The sequence below is a fragment of the Paenibacillus sp. VTT E-133291 genome, from assembly GCF_002264395.1.
Taxonomy (GTDB): domain Bacteria; phylum Bacillota; class Bacilli; order Paenibacillales; family Paenibacillaceae; genus Paenibacillus_AQ; species Paenibacillus_AQ nitricinens.
In genome coordinates, this window is sequence record NZ_NFVA01000113.1 from 1 (window position 1) to 17,412 (window position 17,412).

Annotated in this window: 14 protein-coding genes; 9 read left to right on the forward strand and 5 right to left on the reverse strand. The window is 42.8% G+C overall.

What is annotated here, in order from left to right:
• The 3 genes from CA598_RS32765 to CA598_RS28120 form a co-directional block, all read left to right on the forward strand.
• Nucleotides 1-191 (forward strand): hypothetical protein (locus CA598_RS32765; RefSeq protein WP_218832630.1); only part of this gene is annotated, 191 nt, incomplete at its 5' end.
• Complete coding sequence (locus tag CA598_RS28115) at nucleotides 164-1,000, forward strand: DUF6492 family protein (protein ID WP_094878614.1); 837 nt, start codon at nucleotides 164-166, stop codon at nucleotides 998-1,000. The genes CA598_RS32765 and CA598_RS28115, both read left to right, overlap by 28 nt.
• 11 nt (nucleotides 1,001-1,011) lie before the next feature.
• Entirely contained in the window at nucleotides 1,012-2,373 is a 1,362-nt protein-coding gene (locus tag CA598_RS28120) for a sugar phosphate nucleotidyltransferase (RefSeq protein WP_256990686.1), read from the forward strand.
• Nucleotides 2,374-2,449: 76 nt separating this feature from the next.
• Here CA598_RS28120 and CA598_RS28125 read toward each other — a convergent pair whose 3' ends face one another.
• Nucleotides 2,450-4,171 carry a sensor histidine kinase gene (locus CA598_RS28125; RefSeq protein WP_179283779.1) on the reverse strand — a complete coding sequence of 574 codons (1,722 nt, stop codon included), beginning with the start codon at nucleotides 4,169-4,171 and terminating at the stop codon, nucleotides 2,450-2,452.
• Nucleotides 4,149-5,717 carry a response regulator gene (locus CA598_RS28130; RefSeq protein ID WP_179283780.1) on the reverse strand — a complete coding sequence of 523 codons (1,569 nt, stop codon included), beginning with the start codon at nucleotides 5,715-5,717 and terminating at the stop codon, nucleotides 4,149-4,151. Before CA598_RS28130 ends, CA598_RS28125 begins: the two co-directional genes overlap by 23 nt.
• 252 nt (nucleotides 5,718-5,969) lie before the next feature.
• On the opposite strand from CA598_RS28130, the gene CA598_RS28135 reads away from it, so the two are divergent.
• From CA598_RS28135 to CA598_RS28150, 4 genes are all read left to right on the forward strand, one after another.
• A complete protein-coding gene (locus CA598_RS28135; protein WP_094873865.1) occupies nucleotides 5,970-7,682 on the forward strand; it encodes a type 2 periplasmic-binding domain-containing protein in 1,713 nt (570 codons plus the stop codon).
• A gap of 22 nt (nucleotides 7,683-7,704) precedes the next feature.
• Complete coding sequence (locus CA598_RS28140) at nucleotides 7,705-8,595, forward strand: ABC transporter permease (protein WP_094873867.1); 891 nt, start codon at nucleotides 7,705-7,707, stop codon at nucleotides 8,593-8,595.
• An 18-nt stretch (nucleotides 8,596-8,613) separates the two neighbouring features.
• The gene (locus tag CA598_RS28145; protein WP_094873869.1) at nucleotides 8,614-9,492 is read left to right on the forward strand and encodes a carbohydrate ABC transporter permease; all 879 of its coding nucleotides are present in this window, start codon (nucleotides 8,614-8,616) and stop codon (nucleotides 9,490-9,492) included.
• Between the two features lie 64 nt (nucleotides 9,493-9,556).
• Complete coding sequence (locus CA598_RS28150) at nucleotides 9,557-11,797, forward strand: amylo-alpha-1,6-glucosidase (RefSeq protein WP_179283781.1); 2,241 nt, start codon at nucleotides 9,557-9,559, stop codon at nucleotides 11,795-11,797.
• Nucleotides 11,798-11,870: 73 nt separating this feature from the next.
• On the opposite strand, the gene CA598_RS28155 is transcribed toward CA598_RS28150, so the two are convergent.
• The gene (locus CA598_RS28155; protein ID WP_094878619.1) at nucleotides 11,871-12,734 is read right to left on the reverse strand and encodes a Cof-type HAD-IIB family hydrolase; all 864 of its coding nucleotides are present in this window, start codon (nucleotides 12,732-12,734) and stop codon (nucleotides 11,871-11,873) included.
• A 272-nt stretch (nucleotides 12,735-13,006) separates the two neighbouring features.
• Here CA598_RS28155 and CA598_RS28160 point away from each other — a divergent pair, with 272 nt between their 5' ends.
• Nucleotides 13,007-14,248, forward strand: a complete 1,242-nt coding sequence (locus tag CA598_RS28160; protein ID WP_094878620.1) for a DUF445 domain-containing protein — start codon at nucleotides 13,007-13,009, stop codon at nucleotides 14,246-14,248.
• 155 nt (nucleotides 14,249-14,403) lie between these two features.
• Here the strand turns inward: CA598_RS28160 and CA598_RS28165 are convergent, their stop codons facing one another.
• Entirely contained in the window at nucleotides 14,404-15,507 is a 1,104-nt protein-coding gene (locus tag CA598_RS28165) for a glycosyltransferase family 4 protein (protein ID WP_094873876.1), read from the reverse strand.
• Between the two features lie 182 nt (nucleotides 15,508-15,689).
• On the opposite strand from CA598_RS28165, the gene CA598_RS28170 reads away from it, so the two are divergent.
• Nucleotides 15,690-16,466 (forward strand): YheC/YheD family protein, encoded by a 777-nt coding sequence (locus tag CA598_RS28170; protein WP_256990685.1) that lies wholly within the window; start codon nucleotides 15,690-15,692, stop codon nucleotides 16,464-16,466.
• Here CA598_RS28170 and CA598_RS28175 read toward each other — a convergent pair.
• Nucleotides 16,459-17,274 (reverse strand): hypothetical protein, encoded by an 816-nt coding sequence (locus tag CA598_RS28175; RefSeq protein ID WP_094873878.1) that lies wholly within the window; start codon nucleotides 17,272-17,274, stop codon nucleotides 16,459-16,461. The genes CA598_RS28170 and CA598_RS28175 overlap by 8 nt on opposite strands.
• Nucleotides 17,275-17,412 lie beyond the last annotated feature (138 nt).

The following is a 17,412-nucleotide window of genomic DNA, read 5'->3' on the forward strand; positions in this document are numbered from 1 at the left end:
ATGCTGGAATTAGGCTAGGTGAGCGGAAAGAAGGGTATAAACCCCGTAGAAATGCTGGAATTAGGCTCCGTGAGCGCCCCGCTCTTATGTTTACAGTAAAGCCCATTCCCTTTCCTTATCATGCTCATATCCTAAAGCAAAATCATGATATGGAGATGACCCTATGCCCTCACCCCGTAAAGTCAGCATAAGACATGCCGCTACTATAGATGTACTGATTCCGGCTATTGAAAAAGATCTGGCTACACTGCCCTATGTAATTGACGCTGTTCGAGCACATGTTAAGCATCCCATCGGCGAAATTTTGATTGTTGCTCCCAAGAAGCAGCGGATCATCGATTTCTGCCGTGCTAAGGGCTGCACATTTATTAATGAGAATACGGTCCTGCCGATTACGAAAAAAGACATTCATTACCGTTCACGCACATGGGAACGGTCGGGGTGGTTGTTTCAGCAATTGCTGAAATTGAATGGTGACAAGCTGTGTACGGCTGACTATTTTTTAGTCATCGATGCAGATACGGTCTTAATCGCTCCTCATAGATTCCGTGAGAAGGGAAAGACGATTTTTTACAGCCGCAATTGGAGTCAGCCTCAGTACTTTACAACCTATAGGAAGCTGATGGGTAGAAAGGCGTCATCTACATCCTCTTTTGTGACCCATTACATGCTGTTTGAACGTAGTCAATTGGCCCAAATGAAAAGAGAAATAGAAGCAAAGCATCAGAAGCCCTGGTATTCGGCGATTTTACACAGTATGAACCGTACTAAGCAATTTGCTTTCTCTGAATTCGAAACTTATGGGAATTACCTGTATTCGAAGGACCGTGGGGGCATGAAGATCCAAACAGCACGCAATAAAGGTCTTCATATGAATGCAGGTCAGCTGTCCAAGCAGAAGCTGAATGAGCTGGCGAAAAAATACAGATCATTGTCTTTTCATAAGCGGAAGGGGTATGTGAGAACACCGGGTAGTAAGTCCAGCGCAGGGGGGCGATAACGTTGCAGATCGTGCTCCTTTCAGGGGGATCGGGGAAGAGGCTGTGGCCGCTGTCAAATGAGATCAGGTCAAAGGCATTTTTAAGACTTCTCCCAACAGAAAATGGCGGCATGGAGTCGATGATCGAGCGAGTATGCAGAGGGCTGGATGAGGCAGGATTGTTAGATTCAAGCTGCATTGTAACTCATCGCAGTCAGGTGGAAATTACCCGCAAATCTGTTGGAAATCAGGTTGCTTTACTGGCGGAGCCACAGAAGCGGGGAACCTTTACTGCAGTTGCACTGGCGGCGAGCTATTTGCATTCCGTAAAGAAAATAAACTTAGAAGAGATCGTTGTGGTCATTCCGGTGGACTCTTATGTAGAGGCTTCTTTTTTCAGTCAGCTTCGGCAGTTTCCCAGCGTGCTGTCCGAATCACAAGCGGATATTGCCCTGATCGGTGTTACGCCTGAATTCCCATCCACACAGTTCGGGTATATATTGCCGAGTGAAGGTTCAGAGGGGACGTCTTTTCTAAATGTGAAGCAATTTGCAGAGAAACCCGGCGAATTGGCGGCGGCCGAGTTCATTTCCCGTGGAGGACTATGGAACTGTGGGGTGTTCTCCTGCTCATTAGGACACTTGCTCTCAAGTATGGTGGCACGGAAGCTTCCAGTAGATTACACGGAGCTAGTGGAGCTTTATGACGAATTGCCAGAACGAAGTTTTGACTATGAAGTGCTTGAGCATACGCAGCGAGCGGTAGTTATTCCTTACACCGGAGTTTGGGCGGATATTGGTAGTTGGGATGCACTTACCCCTCATTTGCAGGTAAAAAAAATTGGCAGAGGGAGCATTTCTGAGGATTCAAAAGGAACCTATTTGGTGAACGAGCTCTCTTGTCCCGTGCATGTTATTGGTGCCCCAGGTTTGATTGTGGCGGCGGGTGCGGATGGTATTTTGGTTGCTGGGATCGAGCAGGCGAAACGGATTAAGCAGAAGCTGGAGGGTCATGCAGCGAAGCCGATGATTGAAGAAAAGCGGTGGGGAAGCTCGCGCATTCTCGATTTCTCACGAACAGCTGCAGGGGTTGAGGTTACGACTTCCAAAATCACGATGTTGGCAGGAAAGCACACCAGCTATCATTTTCACAGGCATACCAAAGAAATATGGTCTTTACTTTCGGGGGATGGAGAGTACCGTATGAACGGCGTTCTTCATGCAGTTACAGCCGGAGACACGGTCACAGTACCTGCCGGTGCGAGACATGGTTTGCGGGCGATTACACCGCTCGAATTGATCATTATTGAACTGGTGACGTCTCCTGATGTGGGGGACTATGTGCGTGTTTCTGCCGAATGGGCGGGGGAGGAAAGCGCTCCTGATCATTTGTAAATCAATGAATTGAAGTAAATCAACCGGGTCTTTTTGAAACCAGCGTACTTGTCCCGGTTGATTTTGAGTATAATCGTTATAAATTTGAGCCACCTTCGTATCTTTTGGATGGAAATCGAAAGATGACCTCCGTTCCCAGTCCTAGAATGCTGCTAATGGATAAGCCGTATTCTGGTCCGTACATTAGCGTAGCCCGGTCATTTACATTTTTGAGCCCATAGCCTATCGACTGGGATTTTAGCAGAAGATTAAGTCGTTCTTGTGGGATGCCAACGCCATTATCCTTTACTTTGAAGAGGATACACTCCTCCACCATTTCTCCGGATAGAATAATTTTGCTTCCTTCTTCTTCTCTATTCTCGATGCCATGAATAATAGCATTCTCTATTAGAGGCTGAAGCATCAGGTTAGGCATGTAATAAGAGAGAATAGCCTCGTCGATTTGGTATTCTACCTCAAAGCTGTTGCTATGCATGTTAAGCTGAATTTGTATGTAAGCTTGTACATTCAATAGTTCATCCGAAACCGAAATGATATTATTCCCTTTATTCAGGGTAGTCCGATAGAACGTGGACAGAAGCTGCGCCATTTCACTAATATCTGTGGCATGGATTCGAATGGCTCTCCAATTGATGAGCGAAAGAGCATTATATAGAAAATGGGGATTGATCTGAGATTGTAGGGCTTTCATTTCATATTCTTTTCGTGAAATTTCCTCAATATATACTTTATCGATTAACACTTTAGTTTTGTCAACCATATTGCCAAAACCTCTGATTAAATCTCCGATTTCATCTTTGGATGTACTGGTGACCGTAACTTCCAGGGATCCCTCTTCTACGGTACGCATATTATTGCGTAGACGCTTAATTTGTGAATTGAATTTTCGAGAGAATAGATTGGCAGTTATAGCAACGGCAGCAATACAGGCAACAATAACAAGCCCGATTGTCGTAAGGATTTTCCAGGCAGAATTCGTAATCATCTTCGTAGGTTTGCATAACATCACTGTCCATCCTGATATAGGAACTTCAGATTGCAATACAGTGTACTTTGTATTTTTCCATTGCAGCGTATCCATGTTGTCTGTGCTATTGGAAGGAATATATCCTTCTATACCAGGCGAGGCATAGATCGATTTTCCATAAGCATCTTTGACAAGAATCTCTGAACCCTGAGAGAGTAGGGGTTCAAAAGGATTAAATAGCGAATCGTAATTCACACGTGCATACAGCACATTTTCTTTAGGATTTTTCTGTTTCGTATTGATAATGCGTCGAACAGCAAAAATTTCCTTGTTATCCGTAAACCACAGGACATCGACTGACTTCATCAACGCCGGGTACCAATGTTTCTGTTTAATATCATTTAAGGCTCGGACGGTATTGCCATGTGCCAAAAGATTGGTTCCTGTATACAGCGTTATTTGTTCTACACCGGTATTTAGATACCGTGCCGTATTGAAATTTTGGTCAATTACATGGGTTAACTGATCATACATTTCATACATACTTGTATAGGTATGATTGGCTGAATTAATAATTTCCTGATTAAAACTCAAGAAATTCATGAGTTTATTGTAGACATCTAAATGACTATTTAAAGCTAAAGCCCCTTGATTTAAGGCTGCTTTCAAATCAGATTTGGATTGCTTAATCAGGGATGATTTGGCTTCCTGATAGCAGAAGCTGCCCAATACAATAACAGGGATCATACTGATTAACATAAATGAAAGCATAATCTTGGTTTGAAACTTCAAATCGTGAATATTTTGCTTAAGTGTCCGCCAAAGTTGCATAATGCTCCTCCCGATATACAGAGGACTTCTGATTATACTGTCTATATTTTTCTGGTGTGTATCCATAGAAATCCCTGAAATTTTGGCAGAAGTATGAAATATTGCGATAGCCCACTGCGGTGCAAATGCTTGATATTTTTTGATGCGTATTTGTTAACAACTCTTTTGCGTTTTGCATGCGGACATTCTTAATATATTTATTAAGCCCACAGCCTGTCTGCTTCTTGAAGATGGAGCTAAGATAATGTGGAGATAAATACACTTTAGCAGCAAGCATTTCCAGACTGAGATCATCTGCATAATATTGTTCAATATATTGTTTGACGGCATCAACATCACGGTTCTGAATAGGCTCATGGTTGGTGGAGTTCTGATCAATCCGAGCGATACCTTCAAATATGATATCTTTGATGTCCCGCAAATCTTCAGATCCATATATGGTCTCGACGGCAGTCTGCAGCTCCATTTCTGATATCGGTGCAGCTTGTGTCATGATTTCTTGATAGATGGTGGAGAACATATACTTTACATACAAATGTGAATACTGTACTTGATGTACGTATTTTTGATATAAAATTTCAGTATTTGCCCGTAAGCTAAAAATATCTTGATCCTTCAAATTATTACGAATCTGATCTAGTAGATGACTATCTGTAAGGTCTGGATACAAGGCCTCAGAGAAATGTAAGTCATTTTGTGTATTAAATACAAAAGTATCTGGGAGAAAAAAACGATATTCCATCAATTCTTCTAATGAAGTCAAAATTGAACCTAAATCTGATATTGAGGTTACTTCCTCTTTCATAGCGAGATAACAATTCACTTTATATTTATCAAGGATACAATGATGCAGGTGCATTGCTGAATGATTATCAAACTGGGAAGAAGGGGACTTTTGCTCAGGAAACAGTAGTAGGCTTTGACATCCGTTTAGATTTAAGTAATCAGCAGATGAGTCTATTAAACCAAGTACAAACTCTTCGAATTCCGAATCTACAGATTCAAAAAATGGCTTATCGAATTCTAACAAAAGCATTTTATTGTAATGGCTCGGTAATTCAATAGACAGCTCTTGAAGAGGAGGCGGGCTTCCGATGCCGTTGACTAGAGAGAAGAGTAGATGTTTTCTCACATAGCTTAGCTTTCTTTGAGACGCTTTTTCTTTTTGCTGCTGGTGCTTTAATTCCTGAATAACCTTTTCCAAAGTAGTCTGGAACGCTTCTATATTAACCGGTTTCAAAAGATACTCGGATACACCCAGGGAGAGGGCTGTTTTAGCATACTCAAATTCAGCGAATCCGCTGAATAAGATCACCTTAAGTTTGGAGTGCAGCTTTAATGCTTCCTTTGTTAGCTGTAATCCATCCATTATAGGCATCCGCACATCGGTAAATAGAATATCGACAGAGTGTGCGCTTACATATTCAAGTGCTTTACGGCCGTTTTCTGCAACATGCAATTGGAGGGGGAAGCCAAGCTCCTTAATGAGGAAAGCAATTCCCTCTCGCTCCTCCTTATGATCATCTACCACCAGTATGGATAACATTATGTACCACCTTTCGACATGTAGTGACATTGATATTGTAGTATAACATCTTCGACCGTAGCAATAATTCCCCGATATTATCATCAATGATGAGTATTTATTTGTGTAAAACATAATTTTTTTGCGTTTACGATGGATGGCAAGAATCTATAAACTTAAGGAAGTAACAATATAAATTTTTTTTGAAGCTGGCCGGCGCTTTGAAATCGTTTTCTAATACGAGTTTTTTATAGAAAAAGGGAGGCTCTTATAATGAAACATAAATTGAGAAAATCAAGCTCCATCATATTAGCATCACTATTAGCTGTTGCTATGGTAGGTTGTTCGAGTTCTAATAATTCTTCAGCATCTACCCCAAAGACAGATGCGAGTGATCCTGCATGGAAAGAAGCACAGACGACTCCGTTTGGTGCATATCCTGAAACGGTTTCTTATTCTGTTGGACAAGTGGCAACAAGCTATTCGGCACTTGCAGGAACCTCTTATGAGGGTGATAATTCCACAAACAATGTATGGACAAGATATTTCAAGAATAAGCTGAATATCCAAAATACGACCTCGTTTGAATCGAATGATGGTACAGACTATAGTCAGAAAGTTTCGATGGCCATTGTAAGTGGTGAAATCCCTGATCTTATGGTGGTTCCCGACTATGCGACATTGCAACAGCTTTATGAGAACGATCTGATTGCAGATCTGACAGAAGCTTATGAGAATACGGCCAGTGACCGTATTAAGGAAATTTATGATTCCTACGGTGGACGTGTTCTGGATAGTGCAAAGTTTGATGGCAAGCTGATGGCTATACCAACAACTGAAATCTCACATGGCCCTGGTATCCTCTGGCTTCGTAAAGACTGGATGGACAAATTGGGACTTGCTGATCCAAAAACAATGGCCGATGTCGAGAACATTATTAAGCAATTTGTAGAAAAAGATCCAGGTGGCAACGGAGCGGGTAAAACGCTAGGTCTTATTGTTGATAATGAAAACGTTGCTGGTGTTTCTGGTGGACAATTCTCATTTAATAATATCTTTTCATTATATGGTGCGTATCCAAAACAGTGGATTGATGATGGAAGTGGAAAGGCCGTATACGGATCTGTTCAACCAGAGATGAAGCCAGCACTGGCCAAGTTGTCTGAAATGTACAAGAATAACTTGATTGATCGTCAGTTTGCCGTACGTACTGGTGATGATCGCAAGGCGCTACTTACAAGTGGAAAAAGTGGTTCGTTCATGGATAATTGGTGGGGAAGCTGGACTGTAGCTGACACGCTTAAGCTGAATCCAGAAGCGAAATGGGTATCTTATGTTGCCCCACAATCAGAGGATGGCTCGCTTACCATGTTCACTGGAAATCCTTCCAGCAGTTATTTGGTTGTTCGCAAAGGCTTTGAACATCCTGAACTGGCAGCCAAGCTCGTGAGTGTTCAATATGACTATCAGCGTTACCAAGAAAAAGATGCAAAAGCTCTGAAAGAATTTGAAGATTATAAGAGCATGAATGTTGGCGGATCTCCACTTGCCATTAATATCGATTATTATGACGCTTTCTATCGTAATGTTGACATCATGAAAGAAGCATTAGAAACAGGAGATACAAGTAAATTGACTAGCAATGAGGATTTGACGGCTTATAACTCCTATAAGAAATATCTTGATAGTGAGAAGAATGGAGGAACACCAGATTCTAATGCATGGGCTGGCTACACTTCCAGTATTACAACAGCTAGTTTGGTGAAAGCCTCAAATATTAAAGAAGTGAATCCATTGTTCTTTGGAAGTACAGCATCCATGACTTTGAAATGGCCAACACTTACTAAAATGGAGCTTGAAATGTATTTGAAAATCATTACAGGTGAGCAGAAACCTGACGCATTTGATAAGTTTGTAGAGAGCTGGAATAAAACTGGCGGCGAAGTCATTACTAAGGAAGTTAACGAAGCGATAGCAACCAAATGATGTTGAAAGAGATGATCCGTAAATGAAAAATAAAAAAGATCAGACAGCATTCCATCTCATGATGGCGCCAGGCATGATTTTCCTAATTATCTTTTCGTTTATTCCAATGTTCGGGATTATAATGGCTTTTCAGAATTATATTCCGGCTAAAGGAATGAGTGGTTCATCCTGGGTAGGTCTTGATAATTTCAAATTTATGCTACAAATTCCAGACAGTAAACAGATTTTCAGTAATACGATCGTTATCGCGTTATGGAAGATTATTGTGGGTACTTTTACATCCATTGTGTTTGCCCTGTTATTAAATGAAATTCGTGTGAAGTTTGCTAAGCGATTTGTACAGACAGTTGTATATCTGCCGAACTTCTTGTCATGGGCGATCTTGGCTACTGTAGTCATGAACATCTTCTCTTATGAAGGTCCCGTTAATGCCATGTTAAGCTGGTTTGGGATTGACCCAGTCTTGTTTATGGCCAGCAATACCTGGTTTAGACCGATGCTAGTATTAACAGATGTTTGGAAAGGTTTCGGGTACGGTTCAATCATCTACCTAGCTTCCCTGACATCTATTGATCCCGGACTTTATGAGGCGGGCTCCATCGATGGAGCCAACCGGTTTAAGAAACTGTGGCATATCACGTTGCCAGGTTTGATGCCAACTATTTTGCTGGTTACAACCTTGAACTTGCCGAATGTATTAAATGCTGGTTTTGATCAGATCTTCAATCTGTATAATCCTTTGGTGTATGAATCTTCGGATATTATTGATACCTACGTTTATCGGGTGGGTCTGGTAGAAAGACAATACAGCTTAGGTACAGCAGTTGGCCTATTACGGTCGGTCGTTGGGATCGTACTGATTCTTTCTGCGAATAAATTGGCCCAAAAACTTACGGATTATCGTATTTTCTAAAGAAAGGGGGGTTCTCCCATTTACGCATCTAACATCAAGGGTCGTATTGCAGATGTTATTATCTGGGTATTTGTTCTAGCGTTCGCTTTGTCCTGTCTTATACCGTTAGTCAATTTAGTAGCCATCTCTTTCAGTGATAATGCGGCGGCTTCGGCAAATCTTGTAAGTATATTCCCGGTTAATCCGACATTTAGCTCCTATGAAAAATTATTGTCTGACAGCCAGTTTTGGCGTTCATTCATGATCTCTGTAGAACGGGTAGTGTTAGGTCTGCTTGTGAATATGGTACTGATGATTCTTACAGCCTATCCATTGTCTAAAAGTTCACGAGTATTCACAGGTCAGAAGATTTATATGAATCTCGTTATCTTTGCAATGTTATTCTCAGGCGGATTGATTCCAACCTTTATGGTAGTCAAAGAGCTTAACCTTTTAGACTCCATCTGGTCATTGATCTTACCGGGTGCCGTACCGATAGGGAATGTTATCTTGCTGATGAATGCATTCCGGGCTGTACCGAAATCGCTAGAGGAAGCTGCGAATATAGATGGAGCCTCGCAGTGGAGAATATTAGGGACAATTTATCTTCCGATAGTATTGCCTACGCTTGCCACGGTTACGCTCTTTACTATTGTGGGCCATTGGAATGATTACTTTGGTGCCCTGGTGTATATTAATAAAACGGCGAATTATCCATTGCAGACCTATATCCAACAGCTTAGCGTTGAGGTTCAGAATATTACAGATCCGGAGAAATTAATGGAATTAGCAAAGGTTTCGAATAAGACTTTGAACGCTGCTAAAATCGTAGTCTCCACGCTGCCATTGTTGTTGATTTATCCGTTTATGCAAAAGTATTTCGTATCAGGGATTGTCGTTGGTTCGGTTAAAGAATAAATATTAGTAGACAGCCGCTATGAAGCTTCATAGCGGCCTACTATTTTCAAGTAGGAGGCTTACAATGAATAGTAATAGTAATAGTAATCAAGTTCATCCATCCATTCTGGATGAAATGAAGATGTTTATCTCTCCAGAAGCTAATCGGAGTATTTCATTTACGAATAAAGAGGCCGCATTTTATTTTACGCAATCTCATCATACGAATCATGTGGAACATGCCTTTTTTGAGGGATTGAATATTGCTAAGAATAGAATTTTTGGTGGCTACACTTTATTTGTGGGTGAGCAGAAGTTAGACAATCGACAATCTGAAGTTTGGGCCTATCCTTACAAAATGGTGCGTAACCATGCGGATTTGACAGAAGAGCTGTGGTTGTTGGATTATCATAATCTATTAGAAATTAGTCTCGCTAATGTGCAGGAAGCCATAGGTATTACTTTAAGAGGAGAGAATGTTACTTATATCAACCAACAGAATCAAATCGCGTTCTTTAGCCCTATCGAGGGAGATTGGGTCATTGCAGTTAGTGCTATTAACCCTTCGCCTTTGCACATGGATAATGAAATTCTAATGGCCGACGCAAACGCTGGAGGCTATTATATCGCTGTAGGGAAGACGAACGAAGCAGCAGCAGGTTTAATCCTTAAAGCTAAGCGAGATATAGGTGCTCTGAAAGATGAACGTGTTAAGCGGATGGAAGAGTTCTTACACCACAATGCCCATCTAACCAGCAGTGATGATACATTTACTTTAGCGATGAATTGGTTGAACATCACCATGGATCAGTTGGTTACTAGACAGCAGGGTGATGGTATCTATGCAGGACTGCCATGGTTTAACGAATATTGGGGACGAGATCAATTCATTGCGCTTCCGGGAGCCGTGTTAGTTACAGGGCAATTCGAAACGGCTAGAAATATCTTGCTGTCATTCGCAGAATTTCAGAATACGGACGAAGATTCTAAATACTTTGGTAGGATTCCAAATATCTTATCTCCTGGAAAGGTAGATTACCATACAACGGATGGTACGCCGCGATTCATTATCCAGTTGCAGGATTACGTTAAGTATTCAGGAGATACAGCGATCATTAAAGAGCTTTATCCCAATGTACAATATAGTATTGAAGGTTCCATAAAATATTGGGTAGATGATAAAGGGTACTTGAAGCACGCAGATAATGAAACTTGGATGGATGCCCGGGATGGCAATTTGGAGTCTTATTCTCCTCGGGATACCCGTGCCAATGATATTCAAGCACTCTGGTATAACCAATTGCTTGCTGGTGTTTACTTTGCTGAATATATGAATGACAAGGTGAATGCGGATAAATGGAAGGGTATTGCTGACACCTTGAAGCACCATTTTGAGTTGGATTTCTGTGATCAAGCTCATCCTTATTTAGCGGATAGACTAGACGCAGAGGACAAGCCGGAATTCTCCTTGCGCCCGAACCAGTTATTTGCTTTTGAAATGTTTAACGATAATGACTTTAAAGCAAGAGCGATTCGTACCGCATGGGAAGAGTTGGTCTACCCTTGGGGCGTTGCTTCTTTAGATAGACATCATCCTTTGTTCCGTCCATTTCATTTAACACCTCATTATCCGAAAGACGAGGCCTACCATAACGGTGCGGTCTGGATTTGGCTTAATGGTATTGCGATGCAGCGTATGATTGAAGCGGGGCAGGAAGAAACCGCCTATCAGCTATTCAAGAATATGAACTGGCAGGCCTTGAATCTAGGTGTTGTTGGTGGACTTTGTGAGAATATGGATGCTTATCCTGTGGAAGGGGAGAACTGGGCGAAGTTGACGGGGGCATACCTGCAAGCTTGGTCTAATGCTGAGCAGCTGCGTGTGTGGTATCAATATTTCTTAGGTATCCGTCCAGACCTGATTAACAATACACTGACCATTGCTCCAAGGATTCCGCAAGAGCTTGAATCCTTGGCTTATAATGTGAATATAGGAAAGGGACAGATCGAAGCCACGTATAACCGTGGACTTGAAGTCACTTACGCCTATACATTCAAGAATGTGGGACTGGAAGTTATGATCGATGTGTCTCCTTTTGAGAAGGTATCGCTTGAGGTTAAACCAAATATGGAGCTGGTTGTAAGACAAGAGGAACATTTACTGGCAGTCACCTTATATGATGAGAATCATCAAATACTCAAGGAGATTCAGTCAGGGCTGTCCGAATCACGTGTTATGCATAATAAGCAGAATAACGAGTTGTTAAAAGACGTTGAGTTTGCTAAGCCATTGAGCTTGGACAATCATCCTTGTATAAAGCGGTAGAAAAAAAACCTCTGACCCATCCTCAGGATGCTGTCAGAGGTTATTTAGCTGTTTATGATTAAGGTATGTTGGTTCAGAATTTAGCCAAAAGATGCTCAATTCCTACCGCTACCCCATCTTCATCATTACTGACGGTAACAAACTCAGCCATTTCCTTCAGAATGGGTGCCGCGTTAGCCATGGCAATTCGGTAGCCAGCCACCTCGAACATCGGTTGATCATTATAACTGTCACCCATTACGGCTACATCTGCTAGCGGGATGCCATAGTGGGCGGCGAGTATAGTTACACCTGAGCCTTTGTTGGCGTCCTCATGGTTAATTTCGATATTATTGACATGGGAGGCTGTAATAATGAGGCCAGGGATCGCGGCGAAGCGGGTGGAGGCTTCTTTGAGCAGCTCCCGGTTTAGAGAAAAGGCTAATGTTTTATAAATGACGTTTTCTTCTTTACTCCAGATCTCTTCCATACTTTCGACGTATGTTACAGCCGCTTGTTGAAACTGCTGATCGATCATTGCTTTGAGCAGCCAGCTGACCTCCTCGGGTACTTCTTCTTCACTTAGTGAAGATAGCTTCTCTAATCTTACCCGTTTATTGAGTTCCACATATACGTTGTCCTCTGTGTATACCTCGTAATACAAATCAGGAATTTCGTTCATCCAGCGTAATGCAGGAATGATGTCCTCCTTATTCAGCGGCTTACTTGCTGCAAGCGTGTGGTCAGACAATGTAACCACTGCGCCATTCAGACTGACTACAGGGCATTCCAGATCTGCCAGCCGAAGTTGTCGTTCCGCATCCATAAAGGAGCGTCCCGTAGCAATAATTACGATATGACCTAAATTCTGAGCCTTTATAATCGCCTCACGGTTCTTTGGGCTAATTTGTCCTTCTTCGTTTAGCAATGTACCATCCATATCTAAAGCAATAAGCATAGTGTATGATCTCCTTGTCCAGTCATAGTTGTGCCCTTCGCGGGCCAGTGAGAACGTTACTTGTATCTTATCATTAATATTCTGAAAACCAAAAACACCTTTTCATTCCTATTCTAATCGTATATTTTTAGAAAATAGTTCAGTCGTGGTACAATAGTGGTTAAACTAATCGACTAGCCGAGTCTATCGTCTGTTCATGTCGTGGGACGTGATCCGCCGATATTTTTCCTGCGTAAGGACATCGGCAGCTGTGTATGTAAGGGGGACTAATCGTGAGATCCAAAAACTTGGCCACCATGTCACTAGCTTTTATGGCATGTGGGTTTCTGATTACACTATTTCTACCTGAAAATCTCGCTGTAATTCTACTAAGAGGCGGCTTTGAGGCCGGGCTCGTCGGGGGGATTGCCGACTGGTTCGCGGTAACCGCGTTATTCCGCCATCCGCTCGGGCTGCGTATTCCACATACCTCACTGCTGCTCAAGAATCGGGATAAGATTATCCAGTCGTTAATTACCGCTATGGAGACTGAGCTGCTGAACAAAGAGAGTATTGAGAACAAGCTACGCAAGTTTGGTATTATGTCTATGGGTTCCAAGCTGCTGACAAAGTTCTTTAGCAAGAAGAAGGTGAGATCCCAGATCCTAGAGCAGCTTAGCGAATTCGTGTCACGTCTTCCGGTAGAAAAAGCCGTACCTTTTCTTCAAAAGGCCGCTTCCGATTATATTCGTGAAGCAGAGCTTGGGGTTGCGTCTGATAAAATTGTCACTAAATTAATGAACGATGGAAAAGATGTAGCGGCTCTGGATTATGCGCTGGAAGGGGTATCTAATTGGAGCGGTCGTCCTGAAACGAAAGCTATGCTGGGTAAGATCGCCAGTGAGAAACTGGCTGAAGTGAAGCTCGGTGGACTTAAGGGGATGGCTTTCCAGGCTTTCGTTGGATTTATGGATGCGGATATGCTTGGTGAAATGCTGCAAGGAATGCTACAGTCCGGTATTCGCGATTTCCGTGAGGAGGATAGCCCTTACCGTGAAGAGATCATCCGTGAAATTCGGGTGGCGCTGTTCCAGATTGTTAATGATGAGGCTAGAATGACTTCTGTAAAAGAATGGGCACTACATGAGCTTGAGGGAGAAGCGGCAACCGCTTTTCTGCATACTCAATTGGGGAACGCACGTAGCAAGGCGCTTTCTTTATTGGAAGAGGATCGGGCAGCTGGCGGACGCAAGTTATTTGCACTATACGCCATGCTTGTGCGCCGTATCAGTAAGGAACAAGAGTGGATTGGTAGCTGGGAGGAGCGGATTCGCGCTTCATTAATTGCATTTGTAGAGGCTAACCACTTCCGAATTGGTCTTTTGGTGAAAGAGAATCTAGATAGCATGGACGATGCTAGTTTAGTGAATATGCTGGAGGATAAAGTAGGTAAAGATCTTCAGTGGATTCGCGTAAACGGCGCGTTATGCGGCTTTGTTGTAGGGCTTGTCCTTACGGTTGTTCAGTTTATTTAAATCAAAGTAGTCCGTCTCCAGTGATTGGAGGCGGACTACTTTTTTTTGAAATATATGAGAGTATAAGTTTCACACTATACTTTCTGTCTTATATTTCTCGCTTAAACGCTTATCGTCCTTATAAGGATGCCGAAGGCGTTTATGCTTGTAGGAATCTATTGTTGTACTAAGGCAGCTTGATAAAGCCGCTCCAAATCAGTTGCTGTACGTTGCCAATTGAAGGCATCAAGCGCATCCGCTCGTCCTTGTCTGCCAATGGTTGCTGCTACCTCTGGATTCCGGCCTAGTCGCAGCAAATCTCTAGCAAAGGGTAAGGCCTCGCGATATCGTTCCACCAGATATCCATTATGGCCGGAGTCGATAATCTCACGGATACCGCCATTGCTAGAAGCGATGACCGGTAGTCCCGAGGCCATAGCCTCTACATTAACAAGTCCAAAGGATTCATGATTCTGAGAAGGACATACGAAGCAGTCGGCTGCTTGATAAAGGGTATGGATATCCTCATGAGCTACATTTCCAAGAAAGGAGACGGATACGCCTAGTCGCCGAGCAAGCAGCTTCAGCTGTCGCAAATACGTCGGTTTCCCTTTGCCTGCAATAACAAGATGAGCGGGAAGGTGCTTATTTAAATGGTACATAGCACGTATCAATACGGGCACCCCTTTGCGGGGAATGACTCGACCGACGAACAATACGGTAAAGATTCTCGGGAGTCTGTAAAGTCTGCGAAGATGGTATTTTTCCTGTATCGCTACAGGAGTGAATCGATCAAGATCTGCTCCGAGCAGGACGATGCGGATTTCATTGTTCAATTGAGGGAAACGACGGCTTAGTCTTCGCTGTAGAGAGTGGCTATTCGCAATAATCAGATCTGCTCTAGCCAAGGCACTGGCAGTCTTAACTGTGTCCGGTGTGAATGTAAGAGAATGCAGAAATAGAAATACAGGAAGATGAGGGAGCCGTTTCTTTACAGCAGACATAAGATGGGGACGATTATCGATCTGAACGATATCAAATGACTCATTCTGAATGTAGTCTAACACCGAAGTACGATAATGAACGGGAGTACTTGCGGGTAATCGAATGATTCTTACCTGCTCCAATATGGAAGCATCGGGCAGTCCCGGCGCTCTGCGGCTCACAATGGTAACCCTATGTTTCTCAGCCAGCCTTCTGGCAATGGCCCAAATGCAGATTTCAACTGACCCGTCTCCTGGAACCGGGAGACGTTCCGGCGCAATAATACAAATATGCATGGTTCATGCCTCCTCTGATCCGCTAATGGTTATCCTCTTCCCACCATATGCAGCTTGAGTATCTGGAGATACATCTGAGAGCGGAGAGGGCGTTCAACCCATTCCATTCATATAGTCGGAGCATAAAATACTAAGGTTAAGCAAGGCTGTGATCATTATTTGAGTGACAGGGGAGAGGGCAATTGGGAACGAAGTTAAAGTCTGCGTTGACCAGCAAATGGATTAAAACCAAGGTGCTCATGCAAAGTTCCGAGATTTCACCGCTCATTCCAGAAACAGTGAAGTTTAGTAAAGCAAACTTAAGAACGATGCTCTTGAAATATGGGATGATTTACGTTAAGCCGGAACATGGCACCTATGGTAACGGTGTAATGAAGGTTGAACAGAGTAAGGATTCTCATGGAACAGAATACAAATACCAAAGTGGAACAAAGATAAAAACCTTTGGAGCCTATGACACCTTTTATTCATCCCTTAAGAAAGCGACACGCGGACGTAGTTACTTGATTCAGAGAGGGATTGTTTTGCTAAAGCACGGAAAGCATCGTTTTGATATCCGTGTGATGGTCCAGCTCAGTCCGCGTGGCAAATGGGAAACTACCGGATGGATTGGCCGAGTAGCTGAGAAGGGCAAGATTGTTACCAATTATCATAACGGTGGTACGCTAATGTCTATGGAGAAGCTGCTGTCGCCTTATTTGAACGATGCTCAGCAAACTCAGATGCTTAAGATATTGCGAAAGCTAGGTGAGGATACCGGACGTTTCTACCATAAGAAATATCCTGGCTTTAAACAGATTGGTGTAGATGTAGGATTAGATAACCACATGACGCCTTGGATTATTGAAGTGAATACGAGTCCAGATCCATATATTTTTAAACATCTTTCTAATAAAAGCATGTACCGCAAAGTGATGGCTTACCGCAGAGCAAATGAGAAAAAGAAGTCCGCTAACTGATTTGCTTCTTCGTATTCGCAATAACAAGGGAAATCTTTTGTTCGAGCTCAATTATTTTTTGCTTATGGGTTGCAATCTGACGATAACCGGAGACCAGTGCAGCTAAGGACTGGGTAGTTAGGGTAAGGTTTTGTTTGCGAATCGCTGCTTTAAAGTCAGTCCAATCTGCTGAAATACGTTTGTTTAAAGAGGTGATCACGCTCTTGTTAGATTTGATCGTGATTTGAGGACTTTCAATGCCAGACAAGGTTTTGCGAGTCTCGGCTATCTTTTGGGAACGTTTCTTTTTCGCGGCGTTAAGCTGATTCTGCTTGTCACTGATCTCTTGGCGTGCCAACTGAACCAAGATCTTCATAGCATCACCTTGGGCACGCAGTACGGTATTCAAGGTCTTGTCCTTAAGAGACTTGGCGATACTAATTCGCTTGTTAAGTGCACTATACTGGTCGAATAAGGGCTGATAGCGCTGCTTGCTGCTCTTAACGGAGGCTTCCAATCGGGTCACTGCTTCAAGATCAATCCCTTTAATTTGTTGACGTACCACAACCAGCGATTGCTCATTATTGTAGTGAAGGATTCGGATTTGCTCCTCGCGCTGATCATACTGCAGCTTTAAGGTGGATAAATCATTGTAAAGAGAAGTCAGCTTAACCCTGGCAGGACCTTCTGCCGTTGCGGCCGTCAGATCAAAAGCCGCTTTAACAGAGGGGGTTAATTCTGTTGTAGATGCAGCAATAGCTTCGGATGATGTGCTTAGCAGTAGCAGGATCGTAAGCAGTAGTAAGGGCACTGACTTAAATATTTTCATTTATTCTCCTCCTATTGTCGCAACCTAATGGCAACAAAAAAAAGCACCCGTAGCAAAGGCAAAAGCCTTTATTACGGGTGCTTCCAGCGTAATAGGTCACGAACGATATTATTAAAATATAAGAAAGTATAAGTTTCA